The organism is Streptomyces sp. NBC_01669 (assembly GCF_026339735.1).
Taxonomy (GTDB): domain Bacteria; phylum Actinomycetota; class Actinomycetes; order Streptomycetales; family Streptomycetaceae; genus Streptomyces; species Streptomyces yanii.
Window position 1 is genome coordinate 188,681 of record NZ_JAPEQG010000001.1, and the last position, 26,318, is coordinate 214,998.

The following is a 26,318-nucleotide window of genomic DNA, read 5'->3' on the forward strand; positions in this document are numbered from 1 at the left end:
CCGCCCGGCCGCCGCCGGAACGACCCGGCCACAACCACCCGGCGCCTCGGCCCGCGGGCCCTGGAACAAAGTCCGCAAGGCCGTGGCCGGCCGGGCCCGCCCAGCGCGACACGCGGGGGACACGGCAAACACTTAGTATGGCGTAGCAGGTGTTATGGGGCACCGGGCGTGGGCCGCACACGTGATGCGGCCGCCCGGGACCGGGCACCCGCCGCGATGTGCCCCCCTATACCGGAAACCCCGGCCCGATTCCGACGGGCCGGGATTTCCATGCGACAAGTGGCCCTGTCACCACCTGTCGCGGTAGTTGTCGACGACCCGGAAACTACCCACGACACCGTGCTTGACCCACACGCCCCCGCGGACGAAGCGGGTGAAGACACCGTTACTGGTGCTCCAGGGACCGACCGTCGCGACCGGGGACCCGTCGTCGCAGGTGACCCCGCTGAAGACCTCAACAGTCTTCCGGCTGTCGTTACGGACGTTGAAACTCCGCGAGCCCAGACCGCTCACCACCGTGATACAGCCATCCGTATGAGCAGAGTACGTCCGCTCGTTGAACTGGATCCGCCCCTCCCTGTCGCCATAGTCATCGTCGTAGCCACCATCACGACCATCGCCACGACCGAAGCCACCGCCGTAGCCACCGCCGTCACCACGGCCATTACCACCGCCGTAGCCACCTCCGTTGTCACCGCCATTGCCGCGACCATAGTCACCGCCGTTGCCACGGCCGTTGCCACGACCGTTGCCACGACCGTAGTCACCGCCGTTGTCACCGCCGTTGCCGCGGCCCTCGTTCCCCCTGTCATTCCCGCCGCCCTCATCACCAAAGACAACCGCGGCAGGAGCGGCCTGCCGAACGAACGGGGCAGCCTGGACGGACCCGGCTGCCGAGGCATAGGTGATGCCGGTGGTGGCGAGGACCGCTGCGCCTACTGCGGCGGCGGCCACGGCCACGGTACGCGTGGTCATGTCACTACTTCCTGTCTCAAAGACGCCGTCGACCGGACAGCCGACCTGAGACGAACGTACTGACAACCCCAATAGCTGTCATATCGGAAATACCGAAGGTGTGACCCCAGGAGGCCGACCGGGTGTACACACAACACCCACCACAACCCCACCACCACCTGACAGACCACCAAAAAACAGGCCAGCAACCACACCTGGCACACCATTAGACCCACCGAGCGACACACTGACACCCACTCACCCCACCGGGGGCACCCCACCGGGGGGCACCCCACCCAACCCAACACACCAAAACCCCACCCACCCCCACCACCCCGAACCCCACCCACCCCCCACCCCGAACAACCATCACCAAACACCCAAAAGACCCCACCCTGAACAACCATCACCGAAGAACCCGTACCCGCTCCGGCCCGAATACCCCCACCACCAATAACCGACCCCACCCCGAAAAACCCCACCACCAGAACCAGACCTGAACCCCCGTCACCGGCACCGGCCATGCACCGACCTGGCCGCAACGACCCCCAGCCGCAGCCGCGCGGAAACACCATCACGGCACCAGCCTGCAGGACACCACCCACCCGAACCCCTCATGCCAGCCGTCCAGCGGCGTTCCGGAAGGGACGAAGGTATGCGCGGACGGTTCCGTATCCACCTGTGTATCCGTGCGTCTGGATTTCCTGCCAGAGGGGCCAGGCGTTCGTGCAGCCTGCCGCCCACCGTTCGGGCAAGTACGGCTTGAAGTCGTCGAGCTTCGTCTTCCGATTCTGCCACTGGCCCTGGAAGAGATCCTCCGGGATGGCTGCGTCGGCCAGACGCTGCACGGTTCGGTAGGTCATCCGGAGTTCACGGGCGACCGTGCGACGACTCAGCCCTTTGCCAAGCATCCCGTGGACGACAGCCTGCCCCTGCCCAGCGCACCGCTGGTCGTCTGCAGACGCAGGAGACCCGGGTGGATGATCTGCGCAACGAGCTTGACACGGCCCGGGAGTCGCTGCGCACGTCCGAGGGGCAGACTCGCACTGTCGAGGCGGCACTCGAAGCGCTGCGCAAACAGGGCGGCACCAAGTAGTCGCAGGAACGTCACCGGATCCGCAGCCGCGGGCCGTTACGGTGATGGCAGAGCCCCGGTACCGCTCCCCCGTAGGTACCGGGGCTCTGCCCAGGGCCCCGGAGCGCTCCCGGGATACCCGGTTTGGTCAGTGGTGCTGTGGATCGAGACAGCCGGCGGGGAATCAAACAAGTCCGTCCTGTCTCGCTGAGTCAGGGCCCGTCTGAGGCATGGCCGACAGCTCGCTTTCCCCATGCTCGCCAGGGCCACGGTAACGAACTCCTGGCTGCTGGCGACGCGAGCACACATCGCTCCCGAGCGAGCTGAAGGGCCGGCGGATGCCGGCCCGGGCCTGGCGCCAGGCCTCGAGCGTGGGGCGGATTAGTTCCCACCGTGCGTCGGACAGGTCGCTCGGGTAGGGCCGATGTGGCTGCATACTGTCCGGGTTACCGGTCGGTGATTTCCCTGGCAGTGGCGTGCGGGGAGGTGTTGGGGGCACTGGTTGCAGTCCGGGAATCTGGCGTGAACCGGAACGTGCGCAAATGAGGCGGTGCTTCCTGGAGGAAGTTCCCGCGCTGCTGTTCCGTTGCTCCGCCCAGAATTCATGTTCCGGGCATATCGGCAGCCTTCAGCTGTATTTGACGGAACCCAAAACCGTCGCTAACCATCGCAGATCAGAATCAAACGCTCACTTAGTCGTGACGAGGATTTCCCGCCCGATGTAGGTCCATCGATGGAGTGACGGGAGTAGCCATGGCACACCTGGCCCCGCGACTATCACGGGGAATTATCCCGCTCATCCGAATCTACACCGTCGTCGCGTTGCTTGTGGTGGGCGCTTTCACCGGCGTGCTACCCGCGGCGCCGGCCCGGGCCGACGCATCGCCGGTGATCGTCGTCGGTTCGACCACGCCTCAGCTTGAGCAGTACGCCGCCACAGGGAGCCAGAACATGGCGTTACCGCGATGCCTCCAGGATGCTACGGACGGTCGGCGCGTCGCAGCTCCTGGGCGGTGAGTTCTTCCGCGAGGACTGGAACCCCGACGTTGCATGCGTGGATACCGACCACGGTGGTCAGCTTCAGCACCTCGAGGATCTCGTCCCGAGTCACGCCCAGCTCCAGCGCGGCTCGTATGTGGCGACGGACCCCAGGAGAATACATATGGGTGCAGGCGGCGTCCACCGCAATGCAGAGCATTTCGATGACCTTCGGCTCGAGAATACCGTTTTCCCAGGGCGCCGTAGCTGTCTTCATGAACTGCTCAGTCCATACCGGATCCCATTCGTACAGCTGGTCCCACAGTGGATTCCAGCCGCCACGCTCACGCATCTGGTCGACTGTCGAAGAACTCGTCATGGTGTGCCGGGTATCCTTCCGTGAGGTGGATCGTCCAGGTTTGACGCCTTAGCTCTGGCAATCCGCGAGGCAGACGACCACGTCCGATGCAGTATTCCGAGTGGCCGACGCAACACTAAGCCATGAACCGTCCCTACGTTTGACGTTGGGGGACAGGTGATTTATCGCTTCGGGACGGCTCGGGTCCGAGCTCGCGAAAAAGGTTCCGTCATAGCTGCGGGCCGAGGCGCGGGAGAAGGACGAGCGCATCCGCGAGCTTTAGATGGAGCGTGATGTGTGCAAGCGATTCGTCGCCTTGTGGGTGAAGTAGCTGAGGCGGACCCGGCCGTGGCGCGGTCGAGGTGATCAGCAGCTGCAAGGCCGGGGAAGGCATACCGCATCGGGTCGCCTGTCGGGCTCTGGGGGTGTCGGAGTCGTGGTACTACAAGTGGCGCGACCGCCCGCCCACCGCGCGTGAGATGCGTCGGCAGCACCTGGCGGAGGAGATCGGGGCGGCGCGCGAGCAGGACTCGCTGACTGCCTTCTTTGCCGAGCTCGACGCCTCGTCGGGCGACGACGCCCGGTTCGGCTCCGAGGCCGCCGCGCTGCGCACCGAGCATCACGATGCCAGGACGCGGCCGACGGCGACGGCTGATGCCACGGTGCCGCCGGTGACGACGGCCCAGGCCGCGACGATCGGGACGCGGGTACTCCAGGTGCGCAGCACAGGCGAGGTCGTGGCTCGGGCGAGGAACGCGTCGCGACCGCGCAGTACCGCAAGGCCGACGCTGGTCAGGGTCAGCGCCATGCCGGCACCGAACGCCGCCACCATGGCGATCGCCGCGCCGACCTGGCCGGTCAGCAGCCCGGTGAGGAGGGCGAGGAACGCGGACGGGGAGGGGAGCAGGCCGCCGGATGTGCCGATCAGCAGGATGCCGCGCCAGGTGAGCAGGGACGTGGACGTCGGGATGTGGTGGCTGTGGCCGTGGTGGTGATCGTGGTCATGCTCGTGATCGTGGTCGTGGTGGTGGCCATGGCTGTGGCCGTGCTTGCGGTTGGTCAGGTGGCGCCGGAGCAGTCCGATGCCCACGGCGACCACGACCAGGGCTGCGATCAGCTGAAGCCAGTTCGTCACCGCTGCGACGTCCGGTGCGTGCTGGGCGGCGAGCCACCAGCCCACGGCAAGTACGGCGACCGATGCGGTGTGCATGACGGCCACGACGGCGCCGAGCCACACCGCGTCCCGCGCCCTGCCCTGGCCGCCCACGAGGTACCCGGCGGCGAGCGACTTCCCGTGGCCGGGGGCGCAGGCGTGGAAGGCGCCCACGGCTGCCGAGACGAGAAGGGCCAGGGGCAGCACGACACCGTGGTCCAGCAGTGCCGCAAGGTCTGTGGTCCACACGGTCGTCGGCCCCGTGGATGCGGTGGCGGCGGAGCTGCCGGCTCCGGCGAGGGCGAGAGTAAGGGTGGGGTCGCTCGCCGTGTGCAGGCCGCCGCCACCCTTCTTGGTCACGGAGATCGTGCGATAGGCCGGGTTGACGTCGATCAGCGCGGTGATGGTCAAGGCGACCGTGTCCACGGGTTCGGGGCAGGTGTAGTGGATCACGGCGCCCTTGCTCGCGAGCCGCGCAGTGTCCACCGCCCCGAGCCGGCATGCGCGCCCGTCCTGGAGCACGGTGATGTGCGAGCCGAGGTAGGCCGCCTCGTCCCCCCTGGCAGCCTGGTGCATGACGTCCAGGTCGTTGCGCTGGGCCGACCAGATGACCTCGACGGTGCGGCCTTCGGCCCTGACCTGGGCGACCGGCGGTGTGCCGAAGGGGTGCGCCTCGGCCGTGCCTGCGGCGCCGAGCACCGCCAATACGGCTGCCAGTCCGATCAGCACGAGACGGGCGGCGTGGGTGCGGGTGGTCCGGAGGGTGTGCACAGTGGTGGTCCCGTCGGGAGTGGAGCGCCCCGAGTTGCCTCCCCCGGCGGGGGGAGGCAACTCGCGGACGGTGGGTCAGCTGCCGTTGCCGCGCGGGTGGCGGGCAGCGAGTGCGTGGAGCGTGCCGTCGTCGGTGAGGGCGATCACCCAGTCACCGCTGACGGAGAGCGCCGAGGTCACACTGGCGCCGAGGTTGTACTCGGTCAGCCGCTTGCCGGTGACGCGGTCCAGGACGACCAGGCGGCCGTCCCGGGTGCCCGCATACACCAGGTCCTTGGTGACCAGGGCGTGCATCGCGGGCGAACCGGGACCCTCGGTGCACCCCTGGGCGACCCGCCACTTGTCGTCCATCGGGCTCCTGCCGGGCAGGTAGCCGACCTTGGTCTCCCAGAGCGGCTTGGACGGGTCGGCCGCGCTGGTGTCGTAGGCGCGGATGACGCCGTCGCGGCCCGCTATGTAGGCGATGTCTCCCCAGATGGCGGGGCTCGTCAGCGGAGCCTTGCCGGGCTCGCAGGTCCACGGGTCGTTGGCCGCGGACTGCCACAGGACGTTGCCGGTCTTGAGGTCGTGCCCGCGGGCACCGCTCGTCGTCACCGTCACCAGCTGCGGGTCCCCCTGGGCCGGGTCGGTGAGGGTCGGGGAGGAGTGGCTGTCGATGCCGCCGTCGGTGCCCTTCGCCCACAGCTGGCGGCAGCCGACGAGGTCCATGGCGACCACGGTGCTGCTGGAGTCGGTGTGCAGGTAGGCGATGTCGGAGCCGGGCTGGCGGACAGCCGTGCTGTGGAACTGACCCCAGTTCGTCGCGCCGTTGAATCCGCCGAGCAGGTTGCCGGTCTTGGCGTCACGGCACTGGATCTTGTTCCAGTCCTGGTAGACGGCGACCGTGCGCTGGGCGTCCTTCAAGTCGAAGACGGTGACCGGACCACCGGCGCGCCCATAGCGGCGGACGGTGTTGCCGTGCTGCTCCTCCTTCTCCACCGCCTGCCAGACGACGTGGCCGTCCTCGGCGTCCAGCGCGTAGATCCGGCCGACGGCGGTGGTTATGTAGACCTTGCCGTCGTGGTAGGTCGGTGCCGATTCGGCGTCACCGTCCAGATAGGTACGCCAGATCTCGCGGCCGGACTTGATGTCGTAGGCCAGCATCATGTGGTTCGGCGAGTCGAACGCCCTGGAGGAGACGATCACCTTGCCGTTCACCACGACCGACCCGTTGAGGTTGAACTGCTCGCCGGTGTTGGCCGCCCACTGCAGGTCGAGCTCGGTGCCGGGGTTGTCGCCGCTGGCGGAGCGACCCGCCTCGTCGCCGCCCTGACGCAGCCAGTCCTGACCGGTCTTCGGGGTGGCCAGCTTGTCTTCGGGCACCACCGTGAAGGTGTTGGTGATGGTGCGCCACGCCTTGCCGCGGGTGTCGACCACAGTCATCTCGGCCGTGTAGGTGTCCGGCCGGAGGCCAGGGAGGTGGTCGCTGACCCGGGTCCAGGAGGTCCGGGTCTCCGGGCAGGGCTCGGGGGTGCCGCCCGGAGGCGTGTAGCAGTTCTCGATGCCGGTCTTGCGGACTCCGCTGCCGAACTTCATACGCTCCTCGTGCCAGGCGATGTGGCCGCGCGAGTCGCGAAGGGTCAGCGAGGCCGTGGCCGGGGTGCGCCCGGCGTCCTCGGCGTACAGCTGGATCGGTATCCCGGCGCTGTTGCCGTGCACACTGCCCTGGGCGGGACTGACCAGCGCGACGGCGTTGCGGACGTCGAACTGACGGTGGGTGCCCATGACGTAGCCGGTGTCCTCATTGAGCTTTGTGCCCGGGTCGTCGTAGATGCCCTTGAAGTCGAGGATCTTGTAGTCCGGGTGGGAACCGTCGATGCCGTACTTGCCCTGGTTGTTGATCTCGACCGAGCGGTCGAAGGCGCCACGCCGGTACTCGGCCTGCTGGTTGTGGCCCGCGGCGAACATCCGCACGTCGTACTTCGACAGCTCGTCGATGGTCGGCTGCATGCCGGCCCCCGGGCCCCACTGGGTGAACAGCGACCGGTGTGCGAAGACCAGCACCTGCTTGCCAACCGCGTGGCGCTTGAGGTCCTCACGCAGCCACTCCAGCTGCGGCTTCAGGCCGCTGGAGTCGTAGTTGTCCTCAAGGACGACGATGTGCCGGCCGTTGCGGTCGAAGCTGTACCACTCCGGGCCCATGTTGCGGCGGTAGTACTCCAGGCTGCCCGCATAGCCCTGCGAGGTGGCGGTGCCGCCGATGTCGTGGTTGCCGACCACGGGGTAGAAGGGCATGCCGAGCTTGCCGTCGACCAGGCCCTTGCGCAGGAGGTTGTAGCCAACCTGCCGGCGGGGCTCCGAGGCGTAGTCGGTGACCGTCAGGTCGCCGGTCGCGATCACCATCGACGCGCCGTCGAGCTGGGACATCGCCTCGACCTGGCCGGTCCACTCCGGCAGCGTGCTGCGCGCGGCTCCGTCCGAGGTGTTGGACACCTCGCCGTCGGAGTCCATCAGCCACTTCTCGGTGGGGTTGGCGGCGTTCTTGTCCGGCACCAGGGCGAAGTCGATGCCGGTGCTCGGACCGCCCTCGGGCACCTTGTGGAAGTACTCCGGGACGTAGTCGTCGCGCAGGTGGGGGGTGTAACCGTTCGGGGAGACGATGCTGATCAGGTCGGTCTCCCGCCGGGCCGGGTCCATCTGCAGGCTGTACGAGCCGTCGGGGCCGGTCGTCGTCCAGCCGGCGCCGTCCGTGACGTCGACCCCGGGCATCGCAGCCTCGCCCGCGTCGCGCTTGCCGTTGCCGTTGGCGTCCTCGAAGACCGTGCCCGTGACAGTGACCGTGTTCGCCGCTGCCCCCTCGGCGAGCGGCGCCGCCGCTGCCACCTGGGGAGCCAGGAAGGACAGCGTCACCACGCCGACGGCGGCCAGCTTGATCCGCCCGCGGCCGGCGCGCACCCTGGCGACCAGCTGGGCGACCTGGAGGCGCCCGGTGCGGATCTGCCACACCGCGAGCAGCAGCGCGGCGGCCGCCGCGATGCCGAGCGCAACACCTGCCCACGGGAAGGTGGGAAGCGCGTGGGCACCCGAGGCGTCGACGACGGGGGTCTGCGCGTTGGCGTTGACCGTGGTGCCGTCGAACTCGGTGACGACCTGGGTCAGCCCGGCCTGCTGCAGCATTGCGCTCAGGTCGAGCTTGTCGACGTGGCAGCTCCACGCGAGCTCGACCACCACACCGCCGGGGACGCCGCCGCCGTCCCCGGCGACGCCGGAGCCGGTGGCAGGGCACGCCGCGCTCAGCAGGTGCGACGCCCAGGCACCTGCCTTCTGTGGTGACACCACGTCATGGTGGACGATCAGCCGCCCACTGGTGACGTTTTCCTTGGTCGATATGACGAGTTCGGCGTGCTCCGGTGACACATGCGCCGCAGCGGGCTGTGCACAGAAGCCCAGGATGAAGAAGAGCAGCGCAAGGCCTAGACCTGCTGCTCTGCGAAGGAATCTCATGGGCACGGACGCTAGCTTGACTGGACAACTTACCGATCAGGAAGCGGCAACCTTCATCGAACGGTCCGCCGGAATTCACGGAAGGGCGCATGAGGTCTCCCATAGCGGCGCCCCTGCTCCACTGCCGACGGTCCTGGAGGACACGCGATACTGCCCAGGGGCGGGACAGAACAGCGGCGCGCATCGTGCCAAGCCGGGTCGCTGCACACACACGGGCGCGAACGCCGTCGCCACCGCCAGCAGCAGCTGGACCAGCCCGCCGAACAGGCCCCGCCCCTCCACTCCTTGCAGCAATCAACCGCATTGCTCGGACAGTTTTCAGGACCCGGCGTGACGGTTGGGGCCCGTTGAGGCACCAAGAACCACAGGCATACCGGCAGCATCGCGCACAAGCTGCACCCCAGAACCTGGCCTGTCACCGACATCCAGGCCCGGACCCGCAAGTTCACCGCCCCCGCGACGCGCACCCGGGCCGAGCCGGGGACGACTCGTCAAGGAACCAGCAAACCCCAGCCGGCGGATCCGTCCAGCACCGCCCGGCGAAGGCGCCCCCCAGCCCCCGGCCCGAGGCCAGACCCGGAACAAGCGGTGCACCACAGCCGACGAAACTCTGGCATACGACGGCACACGCCGCGGCTCGCACCCGCTCCTCAACACACAGACCAGCGCCGCAAGAACGGCCTCGTCATCGACAGCCACGGCCCGGCCGTCTTGCGGGCCCACCCGCGCCGACGGCAGCAACGGCCCTGCAGTCTCCCGCAGTCCATCCCGGCCGGTGCGTCCCCACCGCCCACCACCCCTGACCGCCCCCACACCAGACCCACCCTCCAGATACCCGTCCCCCGCCGGAAGCGCCAACGCATCCCTGCGTTCTTGAATGTGCTCGAACTGGCGGATGATCTCGGCCACACGAGCAGGATCCTCCAAAGATCCAGCAGCAAGCCGGCCCCTCGCCTCCAGAAGTTCCCGGTACACCGCACCGTACGTACCGCACAGCCTGATCGACTCATCACCACGATCACTCAGACCCGTGGCATGAGGCACAACAACCACCAACGCAGCCAGACCCGCCAACACCGAAATGAACACCTGCGCCGTCAACTGCGACGCCCCACCGATAACCGGCCATGCCAGAAGCCCCGTGACGAGACTCAGCACCGCCGCAGCCAAAGTATAAAAACGAACCTTCCGTACCAGACGGGCCGCTTCCCGCGGCATCCTCCTCGCCCAGTAGCCGGCACATTCAATACTTTCTTCAAGCCGCCGCGACACGACCGCGTCAGCCGGGTCCTTCGACTGTCTGAAAATCCTGGGAAGCAGCTTCATGACACTCTCCACACTGGAGGGAAGTCCATGAACACTGACACCTCCACCCCACACACCCCGACACCGGCACGCATATTGTCGTTTTACTAACCCGCACAGACCAACACCAACCCCCAGCCACCACCCCGCGCACCCCGGACCCCCAGGCACCCGGCCGGGCACCCAGGCACCCAGGGCAAGCCACACGAACACCTCACCCGCCCACCAACCCACCCACACCCAGCCACCCCAACACCTCCGAACACACCCAGCCACACAGCCCCACCACGCCTTCGTCCGGCCCCCACCGGGTTTCGGATACGGGACCCAACGGGTATCCGGCAAACCAAGCAGGCACGCCACCGGAGGTCACGTCGGCAGAACGAGACACCGCGACCAGGCGCGCCTGCCCCAATCACAACCAGCCACAAACCCACACCCACACCCACAACAGATACAGATGGACCAGGCATCGAACACGCCGATAAGCGTGAAGTTTGACGGGCCAGCGGCAGTTCGTCGCTCCGGGCGTCGACCCCGCTGGGACTGGGGCGAGGGCCTGCTCACCTCGGTAGACGGGCTGGGGTTCGTGGTGCTGAAGCGGACCTTCAATGCCGGAACCTCGCCGAAGTACCACCACTTCAAGCGAGGCATCACCGGCTGAACGCCGTGAATGACCAGGTCGCCAAGACCCTTCATCTGGGTGGTGGACCCGGTCGACGACACCTATCGGCGGCAGATGAACCAGCAGTTACCGTCCAGGAGTCACGGCACAAGCTCGCCCGGGACATCTGCCACGGCAGCACGGGCAGATCATGCAGGCGTACCGCGAGGGGCGGGAGGACCTGATCGACGCGCTCGGTCTGGTCCTGAACGCCGCCGTGCTGTGGACCACCCGCTTATATCTGGACGCGGCCGTCGCCCATCTTCGGGCGCTGCCTGCCGATCAGCGGGAGCACGACGTCCTGGACGAGGACGTTGCCCGCCTGTCCTCGCTCCGCCGCACGAACCTCAACTGCCTGGGCCACTACAGCTTCCGCGCCAGCGTCCCGTCCGGCGCGGCCTGCGCCCGCTGCGCGACCCGGCCACGGCCGGTCTGGAGGAGGACGACGAGCAGCCGTGAGGCTGACCGCGCATCCTGAGCGCCGTGGGCGACGCGCGCGAGCTCACCCAGAACGAGGTGGACGACCTCCCGCCCATGCCCGGGCAGAGGCCGTCGCGCTCTCCGCCCAGGCACCTGGGCTCATGGGGTCCCGCCGGGCCCTACCAGGGCAGCGGCGTCTGCCTGGACGGTGGTGTTCGGCCCCGTGGTGGTTGCCCCGGGCCTCGTAGTGGTCCGGACTGGCATGGTGAGCACGGCAAGGCAGCCGACGACCAGGGCGATGCCGACCGATCCCAGCAGGGGCAGGCGTTCGCCGACGACGAGTACAGCTAGGACGGCCGCGACGGCGGGTTCCAAAAGGGAAAGCGTCGTCGCGGTACTTGCCGGGACGTACGCCAGGCCCCAGCCGAACAGGACGTAGCCGATGAACATGGGCACCAGAGCCATGTAGGCGCCGACCGCTGCGTTGGACCAGGAGGTAAGGAGCGGGGCGCCGGTGGCCAGCAGCACCGGCAGGAGCAGCAGCCCGCCCAGCCCGAAGACGGTACCCATGGCCGCGCCGGAGGTGACACCGTTGCTGATCAGGCGGTGGGCCGCCCAGGAGTACAGGGCGTAGGTGAAGCCGGCGACCAGGCCCAGACCCACGCCGAGCACGGTCGTCCCTGCGGATCGGGCCCCGGGGCCGGAGTGGGCTCCGGCCGCTTCGGCCGTGCACAGCAGCACCGTGCCGGACAGGCCCAGAGCGGCGCCGGTCATCCAGCGGCGCGTGAGGCGGCGCCCGTCGACGACACGCTCGATCAGGGCAGAGGCGAGTGGGGCCGAGCCGATCGACACCACGGTGCCGGCGGCGACCCCGGCCAGGTGCATGGAGGTGTAGAACGCCAGGGGGTAGGCCCCCACCGCGATCGCGCCGAGGAGCACCACACCCTTCTGCGTGCGCAGCCGAGGAGCTTCCCGGCGGATACGGGGAGCGGCAATGAGGGCCTGGAGCAGTCCGCCCAGGCCCATGGCGACGGCCCCGATCGCGAGCGGCCCCACTGCCGGGGCGAAGGTCGCGGCGGTGCCCGTGGTGCCCCACAGCACCGACGCCACCAGCACGCACACCGCCCCCACGCTCACCGAGCCGGCCACGTGTCCGACGGGCCGCGTCACAGCCGGTCCAGCAGGTTGGCCGCCATCGCCCGGGCGTGCTCCAGACGCGTACCCGCGCCCTCCAGGCCGGCGCGTGCCATCGCGCCTTCCAGCAGGAACGACAGATGCTCCGCCATCCCGCGCGCTTCCTCGGGCCGCCCGGGCAGCAGCTCCTCAAGATGCCCGACGAGCAGGGACTCGACCTCCTCCTTGTGCCGGCGCACCACAGCCCGGCCCTCGTCCCCGGCGGGCAACTCGGCGGCCGCGTTCAGCAGGCCACAGCCCCGAAAACCGTGATCGTAGGCGAAGGCGGCGTGATCGGCGTACGCGTCGAAGACGGCCAGCACACCGCCGCGACCGTCCGCGGCCTCTTCCAGCCGCCGCCGGTACAGGCCCAGCCACTCCTCATGCCGCGCATCGAGGTAGGCCATCACCAGATCGGCCTTGGAGGAGAAGTTGTTGTAGAGGCTCATCTTCGCCACGCCCGCCTCGGCGGTGATCGTGTCGATCCCTGTCGCCGCCACGCCGTCGGCGTAGAAGCGGCGCGCTGCGGCGGCGAGCAGCCGCTCGCGCGCGGCCCCCCGCCGCCTACTGGGGAGCGCTGCCGCCGTCCCGGTATCGCTCATCACATTCCTCCGTTACTAGGTAGGTCAGTCTACCTAAGCAGAGAAAAGCTGCGCGTCATCAGCCGGTAGGAGGCCCTCGCCGACGGGACCCAGGCCTGCGAGGCGTGCCGACCGGACACCGCGCTCAGGACGCAGTGAGCCCCCGCCTCCATTGCCCAGCTCGACGCCGAACGGGCCCGCTCGACCAGATCATCAACCTGAGCCTGCTGACCTTCGCTCACATCTCGGGACGAAGCTCGTAGAGCGTTCCTTGAGCGACCCTTCCCCGGACCCTTAAGAGGAGCTCATAAAATGGGAGTCCTATCAGCTCGCGGCGTCTGGTGCGTGCGATCGCAAGGCGCTGGAAGGTCCTCGGACGGGGTCTCCCCTGCTCGAACGAAGCTGAGAGCTTGGGGAAGCACGGACAAGGCCACGATGTACTCGGGCGCCGTCCGCGGGAAGCCGGTCAACATCCTGGACCTGGTGGTGTCGATCCCGGAGGGCGGCGCCCCTACCGGGATCGTGCGCAACGACACCGACAACTTCCGCTTCAGTGGTTTAGGCAGGAGTGGTGTCGCCCAGTTCCTGTTCGCGGGCGAGGACGGCGACCTCTTCGCCTGGAGCCCGGACGTGAACCTGACGAACGCCGTCCGGGTCGCGCATGAGAACAGCGACGGCGAGAACGCCGTCTTCAAGGGCCTGACCCTGATCCCGGGCAGGAAGAAGGACTGCGGGGCCCACGCGCAGCGCAGCAAGACGGCCGGCAACAACGGGCGGTCGCGGCTACTCGTCGCCAACTTCCGTGACGCCCGCATCGACGTCTTCGACAAGGACTTCGACCTCCTGCCGCCCGACAACCGGTTCCAGGACCCGAACATCCCCGACGGCTTCGCGCCGTTCGATGTGAAGAAGATCGGCTCGCGGGTCTTCGTGACCTACGCCAAGCAGGACGAGGACAAAAAGGACGACGTCCCTGGTCCGGGCAACGGCTTCATCGACACGTTCAGCACCGAGGGCAAGCTGCTGAAGCGCTTCGCGAGCGGTGGCATGCTCAACTCGCCCTGGGGCCTGGAACTCGCGCCCAAGAAGTTCGGCAAGTTCTCCGGCGACCTGCTCGTCGGAAATTTCGGGGACGGCCACATCAACGTCTTCAGCCCGAACAGCGGCAAGTTCAAGGGCACGCTGCGGAACCGCAAGGGCAACGCGATCGAGATCCCCGGCGTGTGGGGGCTGCTGCGCGGCACCGACAAGTCCGGCGGCAAGGACTCCGTGTGGTTCGCCGCCGGAATCGACGAGGAAGCCCACGGACTGCTCGGCACCTTGCGCGCCGAGCACTGACCGCCCCCTCCCGGCGCGCTACCCCACGCGCCGGGGGGCTGACAGGCTGGGGTTCCCACGGACGTCATCGGCCACCTCTCAAGGAGGCCCCCCGATGACCTGCTCGACCCCTTCCGCCTTGCGGTCGTAGCGATTCCCCGCCTGAAGGCGAGGCATGGTGGAGATGTGCTGGAAGACGTGGTCCGGCAGCCCCAACGGCCCGAGATCGTTGTCGATCCAATCCTGCAGGGGGACGTCGGTGTAACTGACCGGTCGGCCCGGAGCTGCGGAAACCTCCGCCGCCATAGCGGCGCCGTCCTCCGAGCGCGGACCGGTCAGCTCATGGATTCGGCCGATGTGCGGGGCCGGATCGGCCGGAATCTCCTCCATGACCGCGGCGACGTTCCCGGCGCCGCCACAAGTGGACGGTCTGCGGGGCGGGCGCGCAGGAAGTGGCCAGGGCGTGCGGTTGTCGACCGTCACTGTGCGCCGACTGCCGTTGACGGTCACGGAGACACTGCTGGAATGCGCCGCCGAGGCGGCTTGCGCCTCCGGGCCGGAGAGGATGCTTCCTCCGATGACGCCACCTGCGACCATGGCGCCTCCGACTGCGGTGCGGGTGGCGATGAAGGTGCGCCGGGTGGGTGCGGCGGACGAGGAAGATTCTTCGGTGGTCGCGGGCGGCGGAACAGGCGACGCAGGTTCAGTGAACAGGGCCGAGGTGAGGGTGAGGGCGTCGCCGGCGAAGCGATCGGCGTGGGGCACCGGGCTGTACTGGAGGATCTCGACAGGTCCCAGGGCTTCGGCGGCCGCCTGCAGGGCCGCGGTGAGGGAGGCGGAGTCGAGGACGTCGGCGGCGAAGCCACCGGCCTGAACGCCGTCGCCGTCCAGAGCGGCCACGAGGTCGTCGAGGTGGTTGGCGCTGCGGGAGAAGAGCGCGACGCTGTGGCCGGCGGCCCCGAAGCGTCGGGCGGTCACCAGCCCCAGGCCGGGGCCGGCGCCGACGAGAGCAAAGGTCGTCACGGTGAGTCCTTCACGGCGGAAGTGCACGGGCAGGTGCAGGGCCGGGCCGCGAGGTACCCGGCCCTGGCGGTGCGTCGGGGCGTCAGGGCTTAAGGAGCGCCTTGATGGCGCGGCGCTCGTCCATGGCCTTGTAGCCCTCGGCGACCTGGTCCAGCGGCAGGGTGAGGTCGAAGACCTTGCCCGGGTTGATCCGGCCGCTCAAGACGCCGTCGATCAGGTCGGGCAGGTAGCGGCGCACCGGGGCGGGGCCGCCGCGCAGACCGACGTGGGAGAAGAACAGCTCCTGCCCGTCGATCGCCACCTCGTGGGGGACGCCGACAAAGCCGACATTGCCGCCCGGCCGGGCCGCATGCAGGGCCTGCCGCATGGCCTGCGCGGTGCCGACGCACTCCAGCACCGCGTCGGCACCGATTCCGTCGGTGAGGTCCTTGATCCGGGCGACACCTTCCTCGCCACGCTCGGTGACGATGTCAGTGGCGCCGAACTCCAGGGCAAGCTGCTGGCGGGACTCGTGGCGGCTCATCGCGATGATCCGCTCCGCGCCCATTTCCTTCGCGGCAATCACCGCGCACAGCCCGACCGCTCCGTCGCCGACCACGACGACGGTGGAACCGGGCTTGACCTCGGCGGCGTCGGCGGCCCACCAGCCGGTGCCCATGACGTCGGAGACGGCCAGCAGGCTGGGCCAGAACTCCTCGGCGGGGTGCTCGTCGGTGGCGACCAGGGTGCCCTGGGCATGGGGGATGCGCACGTAGTCGGCCTGGCAGGTGCTCATGAACTCGCGGTTGAGGCAGTTGGACTGGAAGCCGTTGCGGCAGTTGGCGCAGGTGTTGTCCGAGGTGGCGAACGAGCCGACGACGAACTGGCCCGGCTTGACCGCGGTGACCTCGCTGCCGACCTCCTCCACGAAGCCGACGTACTCATGCCCCATCGGGTGCGCCTCGTCGGTCAAGTCCAGGCCGCGGTAGGGCCACAGGTCAGAGCCGCATACACAGGTGACGGCCGTGCGGATGATCGCGTCCGTCGGTTGGAGGATCTTCGGATCGTCAAGGGTCTCGAAGCGCACATCGCCGGGGGCGTGGATCACTGCTCCGCGCATGAGGGGTTCCTTACGTACTGAGGGGCGGGTCTCCGGTGCGGCCCGGTGGGGCCGCTTGTGCCCGCGTGCGGTTGCATACCGGGCGTACGAGAACGCACCGCTGTCACCAGCGCGCATGGGCGGGCACACCCGACGTCCGGCGCCGTAACGTCGGGGCCGGGAGTGCCATGTCATCCAGGTAACCGGCTTTCCGCGCGGGCAGCGAGTTACCAGCGAGGGGTGTACTGCCAGTACATCCCTCCCACGGCGTGCGGCACGTACGGTCGAGGGGTGGACAACCGTGAAGAGGTCCGCGAGTTCCTCACCTCGCGGCGAGCAAAGATCACCCCGGAACGGGCCGGGCTGCCCGCCGGCTCCCGGCGCCGCGTGCCGGGGCTGCGCAGGAGCGAGGTCGCGGCTCTGGCCGACGTCAGCGTCGAGTACTACGCGAAACTCGAACGCGGCAACCTCGCCGGAGTCTCACCGGCCGTCCTCGAGGCCGTCGCCCGCGCGCTCCAGCTGGACGACGCCGAGCGCTCCCATCTGCTGCACCTGGCGCAGGCCGCCGACGGCTCCGACGCCCTCACCCGCCCCTGGCGCCGGACCACCCGGCAGTGGACACCGCACCGCAGCCTGCAGTGGACCCTGGACGCGATCACCGCCGGGCCAGCGTTCGTCCGCAATGCCCGTATGGACCTGCTGGCCGCCAACCAGCTGGCCCGCGCCTTCTACTGCGATCTCTACGCCGTCCCCCACAATCAGGCGAACCTCGCCCGTTTCAACTTCCTCGACCCCGCCTCCCGGCGTTTCTACCCCGACTGGGACACCTTCGCCGACACCGCAGTGGCCATCTTGCGCACCGAGGCCGGCCGCAACCCGCACGACAAGGACCTGCACGACCTCGTCGGCGAACTCTCCACCCGCAGCGAGGAGTTCCGCACCCGCTGGGGCGCCCACAACGTGCGCCACCACGGCACCGGGGTCAAATGGTTCCACCACTCGGCCGTCGGCGAACTCACCCTGGCCTACGAGGGCCTGGAGATGGCCGCCGCACCCGGCCTCACCCTCACCATCTACACCGCCGAACCCGGGTCGCCCTCCGAGGAGCGGCTGCGCCTGCTCGCCTCCTGGGCCGCCACCCAAGAGACCCACTCGCCCACGAAACAATCCACAACAAGCTGAAGCCCTTCGACGACTGGCCCGCACGCGGGGCCATCGAGAGGGAATAGCGCTTGCTTCAGCGGCCACCGCGACCACGAACGGAAGGAGACACTTCCATGCGAGGAGCAGCCATGCACGCTGCTGGCGACGGTCGCGTCGACGAGCGGGACAGAGCGACTGTCCGAGCGCCGCTCGGCTTCGCGGCGCCCGCCCCGGCCTCGCGCGTGCGAGAGGCGGTGCGATCTTGAGTCGGATCCTGGTGACCGGTTCCGCGGACGGCCTTGGACGTGCCGCTGCAGATTCCCTGCTGTCCGCGGGACACGATGTCGTGGTGCTGAGCAACGCCGTGGATCCGGGCTGGGTGCCGACCAAGATGGGCGGACCCAACGCGCCGGACGATCTCGAGGTCGGCCACCGGACACAGGAGTGGCTCGCCTCCAGCGACGAACCCCAGGCCCTGACCACCGACGGGTACTGGTACCATCGTCAGCGGCTGCAGCCGCACCGCGCAGTCCACGACGAGGCGTTCCAAAACCGCCTCCTGCGGACGTTGGCCGAGCAGACGGGCACCGCGCTCTGACTGACCGCGGCCATGTGGTGCCTGTGCGCGGTGTGCTGCCGACTCTCCTACGGACGACCTCGCCGGCAGCTCCCTGCTGAGCGATCATTCGCCATTCCTCCCCGGAACGCTGAGACGCAGCCGCCCCCGCCGACTCCCATGTGGGCGACGGGGGTCGAAGTGCGCGACTACCAGGCGTATGCCTCCGGGGCCTCGCCACCGGGGCCGGGCCAGATCTCGTCGAGCATGCGCAGCGTGTCCTCCGACAAGATCACGTCGAGGGCGCGCTGGCTGGTGGCGAGTTGTGCTGCGGTGCGGGGACCGACGATCGTGGCGGTGACGACCGGGTTGTGCAACAGCCAGGCCAGGGCAACGTCCGCGGGCTGTTCGCCGAGCTCGGCACACAGCGCCACCTACGCCTCAGCTGGGGTCGGTACCGTTCGACGCGGGCCAGGGCCTCCGGCGTCACGCGGCGACCGCCCTCACCCTGCGCCTTCTGCAGCGCGCCGCCGAGCAGCCCGCCGCCCAGCGGGCTCCACGGGATCAGCCCGAGACCGTAGTACCGCAATGCGGGGATCACCTCGAGCTCGACGGTGCGAGCGGAAGACCGGTGATCAGGACGGCGCCGAGAAATACGCGGCCGGCCAGCAGCCGCCGGACGTCGCTCCACGCGAAGTGAAACCCATGACCAAGCAACCGCTCAGTCGGTCACTTGCTCAGCGTGGTGCGTTGGGTAGCATCCGCCATCCGTCTCTGGCCGGAGTGCGGCTCCGTCGATCCGGCCCGGGACGTGCTCATCTTGGTGACGGTATCAGCGTCCGGCTGGGAGCCTGGTTGCGAAGTCCTCGAACCAGGCCAGCATCTCGGGATGGGTGATGGCTCCCTCAGCACTCACATCAGCAGCGCGAGCTCCCTGCATGATGCGCTTGACGGGGACCTCCAGCTTCTTCCCGGTCAAGGTGCGCGGCACGGCAGCTATCGGAACGATGGCATCCGGAACATGCCGCGGCGAAAGCTCTCCCTTGATCGACACGGCGATGCTGTTCCGGAGCGCATCGTCGAGGATTGCCCCTTCGGCGAGGACGACGAAGAGCGGCATGAAGTACTGGCCATCCGGCAGTTCGGCGCCAATGACCACACTGTCCGCGATCTGAGGGAGCCGCTCGACGACGGCGTAGATGTCGGCGGACCCCATGCGCACGCCCATGCGGTTGAGTGTCGAGTCCGACCGGCCGGCCACCACGACAGACAGGTCCGGGTCGACCGTGACCCAGTCGCCGTGCCGCCAGATCCCGGGATAGACGTCGAAGTAACTCGCCAGGTAGCGCTGGTTCTCAGGGTCGTTGACAAAGTGCAAGGGCATTGAGGGAAGTGGCGCCGTCACCACCAGCTCCCCCTGCTCCCCCACGAGCGGCTGTCCCGAGAAATCCCACGCGGCGAGAGCAACACCGAGCGCGGGGCACTGGATCCGGCCGAGCCGGACCGGCAGGAGCGGAGAACCTCCGGCGAGGACCGAGCAGATGTCGGTTCCTCCGCAGATCGACTGCAGCCATACGTCGGAGGCGAGACGATCGTAGACCCAGCGCCAGGTGCTCCCGGGGAGGGCTGAGCCGGTCTGCAGGATGGATCGCACAGCGCTCAGATCGATCTCGGCTGCTGGGTGCGCGTCCGCCTTCTCCGCGGCGACCAGGTAGGCCGCTCCCATGCCAACCATCGTTGCGCGTGTCTGCTCGGCAACCTTCCAGACACCGTTGACGTCGGGGTAGGTGGGACTGCCGTCGTACAGGATGATGGTGGCTCCGTGCAGCAGGCCGCCGACCATGAAATTCCACACCATCCAGCTGGTGGAGGTGTGGAAGAAGTAGCGGTCTTCGCTCCGGAGGTCGGCACCGAGGCCGAGGGCCTTGAGCAGTTCGACGACGATGCCGCCGTGGGCCTGCACGATGCCCTTGGGTACGCCCGTCGTGCCCGATGACCACAAGATCCACAGGGGGTGGTCGGAGGGGACGTCGGCGAAGCTGAGCTCCGCCTGGTTCCGCAGCAGTACGGACCACGTGTGCTGCGCCACCTCCGTCCGCTGCGACCACGCCGATGTGGTTGAGGACGCGTAGAGGTAGTCGACCGCGATCAGGTGCCGGACTGTGGGAAGCCCGTCCATGATCTCAGCGAGCTCCGGACGTCGGTCGAACTCCTTTCCTCCGTAGTAATAGCCGTCGGCGGCGACGAGAACCGACGGCTGCGCCTGCTGCAGCCGCGCGAGCACGCTGGGCGTACCGAAATCCGGCGAGCACACCGTCCATACCGCTCCGACGGCGGCGCTGGCCAGCAACGCGATCACCGCGTGTGCCGTATTGGGCAGGTAGCCGGCAACGTGGTCACCAGGTCCCACACCCATGTCGCGAAGGGACGCAGCGACAGTCGCGACCTGGCTCCTGAGCTGCTGCCACGACGTCTCCGCGGGAGCGCCGCCCTCGGCCACGGTGATCAGGGCCGGGCGTTCGTCGGTGGCATGGGCGAAGCATTGCTCGGCGAAGTTCAGCCGCGCTCCTGGGAACCAGGACGCTCCTGGCATGGACGGGTCGGCCAGGACCTCGTCGTAGCTGCTGACGGCGTCGAGGCCGTAGAACTCCCACACCGCCGACCAGAAGGCGGGCACGTCGGTGGTGCTCCACCGCCACAGTTCCGTGTAGTCGGAGAAGGACAGTCCCCGCGTGGTGCTCAACCAGCGCATGAAGGCGGCAACGTTGGAGCTTTCGGCCGTCGAGCGGCTCGGGGACCACAACAGGTCGGTGTCGGTGTTCATGAGCGCCTCCAAGGCGGTGTCGTGCGGGTGGGGATCAGTGCAGAGGCCGGCCGACGGGGTGGAAGCGCCTACAGACTGCTGACACGTCTCTGACGATGCGCGCTCGGTGGGTGCACGGCTCCCTCCTGCCCGAGGGCGGGCAGGAGGGAGCGTGAGGGGCACCGTCGTGCGTCAGATGGACCTGTCGGACGAGGTTTGGCTGAGCTCGCGGATGATCTCCTCCGCCTGAGGCCATTCGCCATAGCCTGAGGCGGGGTTGAGGTGTCCGACTGGACCGAGGTTCTCGAGGCGACTCCCCCATGCTCGGGCGAGGTCGGTGACGCGTTCGAAACCGGCCAGGGGGTCGTTCGTGCTTGCCGCGACGATGCCGGGGAAGGGCAGAGGTGTCCGCGGGGTCGGCGTCCAGCCGTTTTCGCGCAGGTCTTCCAGGGTGGGGTAGCCCTCCGGCAGCGGGGTGTCGAAGTCCGGTGGCGCCGCCAGCAGCGCGCCCTTGACGGGGCGCCGGTGTCGTTGCGCCCAGTGCACGGTGGTCATCACCCCGGCGCTGTGGGCGACCAGTACGACCGGCCCGGAGATGTCCGACAGGACCTCGTCCAGGGCGGCGACCTGGGCGTCGCAGCTGAGCCTGTCGCGTTCCAACGGCGGAATGGTACGGGCGTCGGCGATCTTGTTGGCGAGGATGGTCTGCCAGTGGTCCGGCACGTGATCGCGCAGACCGGGGACGATCACGACGGTCGGCGGTGCAATGAGACTCACGACTGCAACTCCAGGTTCTTGAGTGACACGTCGGGCATCAGGCCCATGCGGCGCAGATCCTTCTCGTAGGAGAGCTTGCCGATGGCGAAGGCTGCGCTGGCCGCGATCGCGATGAGCGGGACCACCCTCAGTGCGCCGAGCAGGCCCATGCGGTCCGCGAGCATGCCCGTCACCGCGGGCCCCGGGGCAATCCCGAGCAGGCTGTTGGCCAGGGTGAGCGTGGCCATGGCCGTCGCCGCGATGGCCGCAGGGGTGAGGTTGGCCACCATGGCGGCCGCCGGGCCGGCCGTGCCGCAGGCCACCAGAGTGCCGGCGCCGATCAGTACGAGCTGCACCGGGCCGGTAGGAAGCCGGAAGCCGACCATCAGCAGAACGAGTGAGGCGAGACTGCAGGCGATCGCGACGGTCCACTTCCGGGCCGCCAGGTTCCGGCTGAGGCGGTCGGCGGCGATTCCGCACAGGATCATGCCGGTGCCACTGAGCAGCGCGAAGACTCCTGCGGCCAGCCCCGCTTTGGCGGGGGCCATCGAGTAGTAGCGGTTGAAGAAGCTGGGCATCCAGGCGAGCATGGCCATCGCGATGAACATCTGCAGTCCGCTGCCGATGTAGGCGCAGACCACGGAGACGGATGAGAACAACCTCGGCAGCAGGGTCCGCAAGGGGGCCCGCTCACCGGCCCTGGCGCTGTGCTTGTTGGAGGCCGTCCCCAGCCTCTTCTCGGTGACCACGAGGCCGTAGACCGTGGCCAGGAGCAGTCCGAAGATTCCCATCGCGCTGAAGGCCCAGCGCCAGCCGTGTTCCTGGGCGATGACACCGCCGGCCGACACACCCAGCACGGATCCGAAGGACCCTCCCGCGATGAACGCTGCGGAGAGCGTGGCCCGCAGGCTGATGGGGAAGATGCTGAGGACCACCGCGATACCGACGCTCCCGTAGGCCGCCTCACCGACACCCACCATGAACCGCCCCAGGAACATCTGGCCGTAGCTCGCCGACACCGCGCAGCCCAAAGTCGCCAGGCTCCACACGATCGCGGCGATCACCAGGCTCCTGACCCGACCCCAGCGGTCCGCCAGCAGTGACAGCGGGAAGGTGAGCACACCGACCATCAGAGCCACGATGCCGCTGAGAGAACCCAACTGGGCGTCCGACAGCAGCCACTCCGCCTTCAGCAGCGGAAAGACCGCGTTGAGGACCTGCCGCGACATGTAGTCAGACATCAGAAGCCCGAAACTCAGCGCAAACACCAGCCAGGCATACCTGCGGGAGACAGCCGGTATGGCGGAAGAGGTCCCCGGCACGGCCGTGCCGGCAGTGTGAAGTCCCATCGGCGTCACCTTTCTCGTCTCTGGTGGGGGCTCAGAAGGTTCTGTCGCCGACGATTCCGGCGCGCTCCATCTTGCGGAGGGCAGGCCAGTAGTCCTGGACGGCGTAGTGCTGTGTGGAGCGGTTGTCCCAGATGGCGAAGCTGTTCTTCTGCCAGCGCCAACGCACCTGGTACTCGGGGACGGCCGCCTGGCTGATCAGGTAGTTCAGGAGGTTGGCGGCGCCGGGCGCGTGGTCCTGGCCGAAGCGCACGTTCTCGGGCGTGTGGTAGTTCACGAAGTGTGTGGTGAAGGAGTTGACGAAGAGGATCTGCTCGCCGGTCTCCGGGTGGGTACGCACCACCGGGTGCTCCGCGTCCGGGTACTGCGCCTTCAGCTGATGCCGCTGCTCCATCGGCATGACGGCACCGAAGCTCGCCTCGATGCTGTGCCGTGCGCCCAGACCCGCGATCTGCGTCTTGATGTGCTCGGGCAGCCTGCGGTACGCCTCGGCCATGTTGACCCAGATCGTGTCCCCGCCCACCTCTGGCGTCTCAACGCAGCGCAGCACGGCCCCCATGGGCGGGCACTCGCGCCAGGTGCCGTCGCAGTGGAGTGCGTTCTCGTAGTGCTCGGGATTGCTGTCGAGGTCCTTGTAGATGCGGACCAGCCCAGGGTGGTCCGGGTCGCTGCCGAGCACCGGGTGGTCCTCGAGCTGACCGAAGCGCGAGGCGAAGGCGACGTGCTCGGCGCGGGTGATGTCCTGGTCCCGCAGGAACAGGACCTTGTACTGCAGCAGCAGCTGCTTGATCTCGGCGAACAGCTCGTCGTCGCGAGCGGCGTCGCCGAGGTTCACACCGGACAGTTCGGCGCCGATGGTGCAAGTCAGCGGCTCAACCTTGATGGAAGTGCGTAGAACACCCGGGCGCACGAGGACGGGCGTGTTTCCCCTCGGGTGGATGGTCTGGTCCATGGTGCTCACTCCTCTGACGTGACGTGTGGGGCGCGGTGTGCTCAGAGGACGAAGACGGAAGATCCCGTGGTCCGTCCTGCTTCGAGATCGCGGTGTGCCTGTATCGCGTCCTGAAGGGCGTAGCGCTGGTTGATCTCGATCTTGATACGTCCGGACGCGACGTGACCGAACAGCTCGCCCGACAGGGCGTCCCGCTCGACGGGTTCGGCGATGTAGTCGGCCAGCGCGGGCCGGGTCACGAACAGCGAGCCGTGGATAGCCAGTTGCATGGCGTCGAGCGGCGGCACTCCGGATGCCGTGCCGAAGCACACCAGCAAGCCGCGACGCTGCAGCGAGGCCATGGAGCCGGCGACGGTGTCCTTGCCGATGCTGTCGAAGACCACAGGGACACCCTTGCCGTCGGTCAGCTCGCGCACCCGCTGGGCCACGTCTTCGCGCCGGTAGTAGATGATGTGATCGCAGCCGTGGGCGCGGGCGATCTCGGCCTTCTCCTCGCTGGAGACCGTGCCGATCACGGTGATGCCGAGCAGCTTGGCCCACTGGGAGAAGATCAGGCCCACGCCGCCCGCCGCCGCGTGGAGCAATACGGTGTCGCCGGACTTCAGCGGGTGGATCCGGCGCAGCAGATAGGCCGAGGTGAGGCCTCGCATGGTCATCGCCGCGGCGGTCTCGCAGCTGATCTCCTCCGGCAGCTTGATCAGCGAGTCCGCGGGCATGACCCGCTCCGTGCTGTAGGCCCCCAGCGGGCTGCCGGTGTAGGTCACCCGATCGCCCTCTGCGACATGGGTGACGCCCTCGCCGACGGCCTCGATCACACCTGAGGCCTCCACACCGAGCCCCGCAGGCAGCGGAGCCGGATACAGACCGGTGCGGAAATAGGTGTCGGCGAAGTTGAGTCCGACGGCGACGTGCCGTATCCGTACCTCGCCCGGGCCCGGGTGGCCGACGGTGACCTCTTCCCACCGCATGACGTCGGTGTCACCGGTTTCGTGGAAGCGAATGGCGTGTGCCATGACGTGCTCCGTTTGCTCGTGTGTGGGGGGGGTGGGGGTCGCGGGCCGACCCCGATCGGCTGGGATGGATGCCGTGTCGGTCCCGCGACCGTCCCTCGTGGGATCGGGTCAGCTCTTGGCGTCGCGGAGCATGAAGCCGCGACGGCCGGGACGGCGGTTGGGCACCATGCCGAGCTGGGACAGGGTCTCGTCGGCGTCCGAGTACCACTCGCGGATCTTGTAGATCTCCTTGGCCTCCTGGCCCGTGGCGATCTCACGACCGAGCGCGTTGGCGATCTGGACCATCTGCTCGACCTGCTCCACGGAGGACATCCGGTCGCCCTTGCGCCGCCACAGGTTGTCCTCGTTGCCCACCCGCACGTGCGCGCCCAGGGCGATGCCGATCGCGTTCATCGGCGCGACTGCGCGCATGGAGGCCTCGATGGTGAGCACGGCGCCGTCCGGGACGCGGCGGATGAACTCGATCAGGTCGGCCGGGTGACGGCCGGCGAACCCGCCCCCGATGGCCACGTAGTTGAGCACGAGCGGGCCGCAGTAGATGCCCTTGCGGATCAGCCGCTCCACCGTCTCCAGCTGTGCCATGTTGGCGAGTTGGAAGTGCGGCTGGATGTCGTTGGTGCGGAGCCGCTTGAGGTGCTCGAGGTAGAAGTCCGGCCCGGCCTCGACCACCATGTCCCGGTAGGCCTTGTAGTACGCCGGTTTGGCGACCGACGTGCCCTCGATGTCCTCGTCGTCGAAGAGCTCGACGATGTTCATCTGGTTGGTGTTGATGGCGATCGTCACCTGGTCCGGCTTGGGGGTGATCTCGGCCAGCATGTGGCGGGTGTCGTAGCTGAGCCACTTGGCGTCGGCGCCTTCGTCCTCAGGAGCGAAGGAGATCGACCCGCCGATCTGCAGGACCATGTCCGGCACCGCCTCGCGCAGCCGGGCCATCAGCTCGTTGAACATGGAGATGCGCTTCGAGCCGTGGCCGTCCAGCTCGCGCACGTGGATGTGCAGCACCGTAGCGCCGGCGTTGTAGCAGTCGACCGCCGCCTGCACGTGCTCGTCCATGGTGAGCGGGAGGTCGTCGGCGTCACCGGGCAGCCACTCCGGCCCGTAGGGCGCGGCCTGGATGACCAGCTTCTCCTGGTTTTCCGGATACAGGGAGTCGTCGAAAAAGTGCACAGTCCATCTCCTTTGATGATGGGTCTTCACTCGCTGCACACATCGCTGCCTGCGCTGCGTGGCCTGAGGGGATCGGCGAGAAGCGGAGTGAGATGGCAGACGGGGTCCCCGGACTCGCTGGGCAGCCCGGATACGATCGATGGGTCCCGGTGGGAGATGCGGCTTCAGGCAGGGTCTCTGCTGTCCTCGTGCGGGCCGGCGGTCTCCCTTGCGGTAATGCAACGTTAATTGCCGGTTACGCCGGATGCT

18 protein-coding genes and 4 pseudogenes are annotated in these 26,318 nt (G+C 68.3%); 5 read left to right on the forward strand and 17 right to left on the reverse strand.

The window, feature by feature from the left end; all coding sequences use genetic code 11:
* Window positions 1–288: 288 nt before the first annotated feature.
* From OG972_RS00920 to OG972_RS00945, 6 genes and pseudogenes are all read right to left on the reverse strand, one after another.
* Window positions 289–975, reverse strand: a complete 687-nt coding sequence (locus OG972_RS00920) for a hypothetical protein (protein ID WP_266977786.1) — start codon at window positions 973–975, stop codon at window positions 289–291.
* Between the two features lie 593 nt (window positions 976–1,568).
* Window positions 1,569–1,817: a hypothetical protein gene (locus tag OG972_RS00925; RefSeq protein ID WP_266977787.1), complete on the reverse strand. Its 249-nt coding sequence runs from the start codon at window positions 1,815–1,817 to the stop codon at window positions 1,569–1,571.
* A gap of 540 nt (window positions 1,818–2,357) precedes the next feature.
* Window positions 2,358–2,465 (reverse strand): annotated as a pseudogene (locus OG972_RS00930) (IS5/IS1182 family transposase); the annotation flags it as partial.
* Window positions 2,466–3,008: 543 nt separating this feature from the next.
* On the reverse strand, window positions 3,009–3,386 hold the full coding sequence (locus tag OG972_RS00935; RefSeq protein ID WP_266977788.1) for a carboxymuconolactone decarboxylase family protein: 378 nt from the start codon (window positions 3,384–3,386) through the stop codon (window positions 3,009–3,011).
* A gap of 598 nt (window positions 3,387–3,984) precedes the next feature.
* Window positions 3,985–5,289, reverse strand: a complete 1,305-nt coding sequence (locus OG972_RS00940; protein ID WP_266977789.1) for a sulfite exporter TauE/SafE family protein — start codon at window positions 5,287–5,289, stop codon at window positions 3,985–3,987.
* 75 nt (window positions 5,290–5,364) lie between these two features.
* Entirely contained in the window at window positions 5,365–8,772 is a 3,408-nt protein-coding gene (locus OG972_RS00945; protein ID WP_266977790.1) for a PQQ-binding-like beta-propeller repeat protein, read from the reverse strand.
* Between the two features lie 1,765 nt (window positions 8,773–10,537).
* Between OG972_RS00945 and OG972_RS00950 the strand changes: the two genes are divergently transcribed.
* A complete protein-coding gene (locus OG972_RS00950) occupies window positions 10,538–10,741 on the forward strand; it encodes a Tn3 family transposase (protein WP_266977791.1) in 204 nt (67 codons plus the stop codon).
* 14 nt (window positions 10,742–10,755) lie between these two features.
* Window positions 10,756–11,200: pseudogene (locus OG972_RS00955) on the forward strand (Tn3 family transposase); the annotation flags it as partial.
* A 120-nt stretch (window positions 11,201–11,320) separates the two neighbouring features.
* On the opposite strand, the gene OG972_RS00960 reads toward OG972_RS00955, so the two are convergent.
* A complete protein-coding gene (locus OG972_RS00960; RefSeq protein ID WP_266990210.1) occupies window positions 11,321–12,277 on the reverse strand; it encodes a DMT family transporter in 957 nt (318 codons plus the stop codon).
* Window positions 12,278–12,327: 50 nt separating this feature from the next.
* Window positions 12,328–12,936, reverse strand: coding sequence for a TetR/AcrR family transcriptional regulator (locus OG972_RS00965; RefSeq protein WP_266977793.1), 609 nt, complete (start codon window positions 12,934–12,936; stop codon window positions 12,328–12,330).
* A 291-nt stretch (window positions 12,937–13,227) separates the two neighbouring features.
* Here OG972_RS00965 and OG972_RS00970 point away from each other — a divergent pair, with 291 nt between their 5' ends.
* On the forward strand, window positions 13,228–14,253 hold the full coding sequence (locus OG972_RS00970) for a TIGR03118 family protein (protein WP_266977794.1): 1,026 nt from the start codon (window positions 13,228–13,230) through the stop codon (window positions 14,251–14,253).
* A gap of 729 nt (window positions 14,254–14,982) precedes the next feature.
* Here OG972_RS00970 and OG972_RS00975 read toward each other — a convergent pair.
* A pseudogene (locus tag OG972_RS00975) lies at window positions 14,983–15,255 on the reverse strand (SDR family NAD(P)-dependent oxidoreductase); the annotation flags it as partial.
* An 82-nt stretch (window positions 15,256–15,337) separates the two neighbouring features.
* Window positions 15,338–16,354, reverse strand: a complete 1,017-nt coding sequence (locus OG972_RS00980; protein ID WP_266977795.1) for a zinc-dependent alcohol dehydrogenase family protein — start codon at window positions 16,352–16,354, stop codon at window positions 15,338–15,340.
* A 270-nt stretch (window positions 16,355–16,624) separates the two neighbouring features.
* Between OG972_RS00980 and OG972_RS00985 the strand changes: the two genes are divergently transcribed.
* Window positions 16,625–17,515, forward strand: coding sequence for a helix-turn-helix transcriptional regulator (locus OG972_RS00985; protein WP_266977796.1), 891 nt, complete (start codon window positions 16,625–16,627; stop codon window positions 17,513–17,515).
* Between the two features lie 310 nt (window positions 17,516–17,825).
* Window positions 17,826–18,074 (forward strand): annotated as a pseudogene (locus OG972_RS00990) (short-chain dehydrogenase); the annotation flags it as partial.
* 167 nt (window positions 18,075–18,241) lie between these two features.
* Here the strand turns inward: OG972_RS00990 and OG972_RS00995 are convergent.
* The 7 genes from OG972_RS00995 to OG972_RS01025 all read right to left on the reverse strand — a co-directional run bounded on the left by OG972_RS00995 (window position 18,242) and on the right by OG972_RS01025 (window position 26,069).
* Window positions 18,242–18,466, reverse strand: coding sequence for an aldo/keto reductase (locus OG972_RS00995; protein WP_266977797.1), 225 nt, complete (start codon window positions 18,464–18,466; stop codon window positions 18,242–18,244).
* A gap of 398 nt (window positions 18,467–18,864) precedes the next feature.
* Window positions 18,865–20,856 carry an acetoacetate--CoA ligase gene (locus OG972_RS01000; RefSeq protein ID WP_266977798.1) on the reverse strand — a complete coding sequence of 664 codons (1,992 nt, stop codon included), beginning with the start codon at window positions 20,854–20,856 and terminating at the stop codon, window positions 18,865–18,867.
* Window positions 20,857–21,027: 171 nt separating this feature from the next.
* The gene (locus tag OG972_RS01005) at window positions 21,028–21,612 is read right to left on the reverse strand and encodes an alpha/beta hydrolase (RefSeq protein ID WP_266977799.1); all 585 of its coding nucleotides are present in this window, start codon (window positions 21,610–21,612) and stop codon (window positions 21,028–21,030) included.
* Window positions 21,609–22,940: an MFS transporter gene (locus tag OG972_RS01010; protein WP_266977800.1), complete on the reverse strand. Its 1,332-nt coding sequence runs from the start codon at window positions 22,938–22,940 to the stop codon at window positions 21,609–21,611. The genes OG972_RS01005 and OG972_RS01010 overlap by 4 nt, the downstream gene beginning before the upstream one ends.
* A gap of 31 nt (window positions 22,941–22,971) precedes the next feature.
* Window positions 22,972–23,889 carry a TauD/TfdA family dioxygenase gene (locus OG972_RS01015; protein WP_266977801.1) on the reverse strand — a complete coding sequence of 306 codons (918 nt, stop codon included), beginning with the start codon at window positions 23,887–23,889 and terminating at the stop codon, window positions 22,972–22,974.
* Between the two features lie 41 nt (window positions 23,890–23,930).
* The gene (locus OG972_RS01020) at window positions 23,931–24,902 is read right to left on the reverse strand and encodes a quinone oxidoreductase (protein ID WP_266977802.1); all 972 of its coding nucleotides are present in this window, start codon (window positions 24,900–24,902) and stop codon (window positions 23,931–23,933) included.
* Between the two features lie 108 nt (window positions 24,903–25,010).
* Complete coding sequence (locus OG972_RS01025) at window positions 25,011–26,069, reverse strand: 3-keto-5-aminohexanoate cleavage protein (protein WP_266977803.1); 1,059 nt, start codon at window positions 26,067–26,069, stop codon at window positions 25,011–25,013.
* Window positions 26,070–26,318 lie beyond the last annotated feature (249 nt).

Excerpts from the sequence above, each read along its gene's own strand:
- OG972_RS00920 (WP_266977786.1), bottom strand. The coding sequence starts at position 975 with ATGACCACGCGTACCGTGGCCGTGGCCGCCGCCGCAGTAGGCGCAGCG.
- OG972_RS00925 (WP_266977787.1), bottom strand. The coding sequence starts at position 1,817 with ATGACCTACCGAACCGTGCAGCGTCTGGCCGACGCAGCCATCCCGGAG.
- OG972_RS00935 (WP_266977788.1), bottom strand. The coding sequence starts at position 3,386 with ATGACGAGTTCTTCGACAGTCGACCAGATGCGTGAGCGTGGCGGCTGG.
- OG972_RS00945 (WP_266977790.1), bottom strand. The coding sequence starts at position 8,772 with ATGAGATTCCTTCGCAGAGCAGCAGGTCTAGGCCTTGCGCTGCTCTTC.
- OG972_RS00950 (WP_266977791.1), top strand. The coding sequence starts at position 10,538 with ATGGACCAGGCATCGAACACGCCGATAAGCGTGAAGTTTGACGGGCCA.
- OG972_RS00965 (WP_266977793.1), bottom strand. The coding sequence starts at position 12,936 with ATGAGCGATACCGGGACGGCGGCAGCGCTCCCCAGTAGGCGGCGGGGG.
- OG972_RS00970 (WP_266977794.1), top strand. The coding sequence starts at position 13,228 with ATGGGAGTCCTATCAGCTCGCGGCGTCTGGTGCGTGCGATCGCAAGGC.
- OG972_RS00980 (WP_266977795.1), bottom strand. The coding sequence starts at position 16,354 with ATGCGCGGAGCAGTGATCCACGCCCCCGGCGATGTGCGCTTCGAGACC.
- OG972_RS01000 (WP_266977798.1), bottom strand. The coding sequence starts at position 20,856 with ATGAACACCGACACCGACCTGTTGTGGTCCCCGAGCCGCTCGACGGCC.
- OG972_RS01010 (WP_266977800.1), bottom strand. The coding sequence starts at position 22,940 with ATGGGACTTCACACTGCCGGCACGGCCGTGCCGGGGACCTCTTCCGCC.
- OG972_RS01015 (WP_266977801.1), bottom strand. The coding sequence starts at position 23,889 with ATGGACCAGACCATCCACCCGAGGGGAAACACGCCCGTCCTCGTGCGC.
- OG972_RS01020 (WP_266977802.1), bottom strand. The coding sequence starts at position 24,902 with ATGGCACACGCCATTCGCTTCCACGAAACCGGTGACACCGACGTCATG.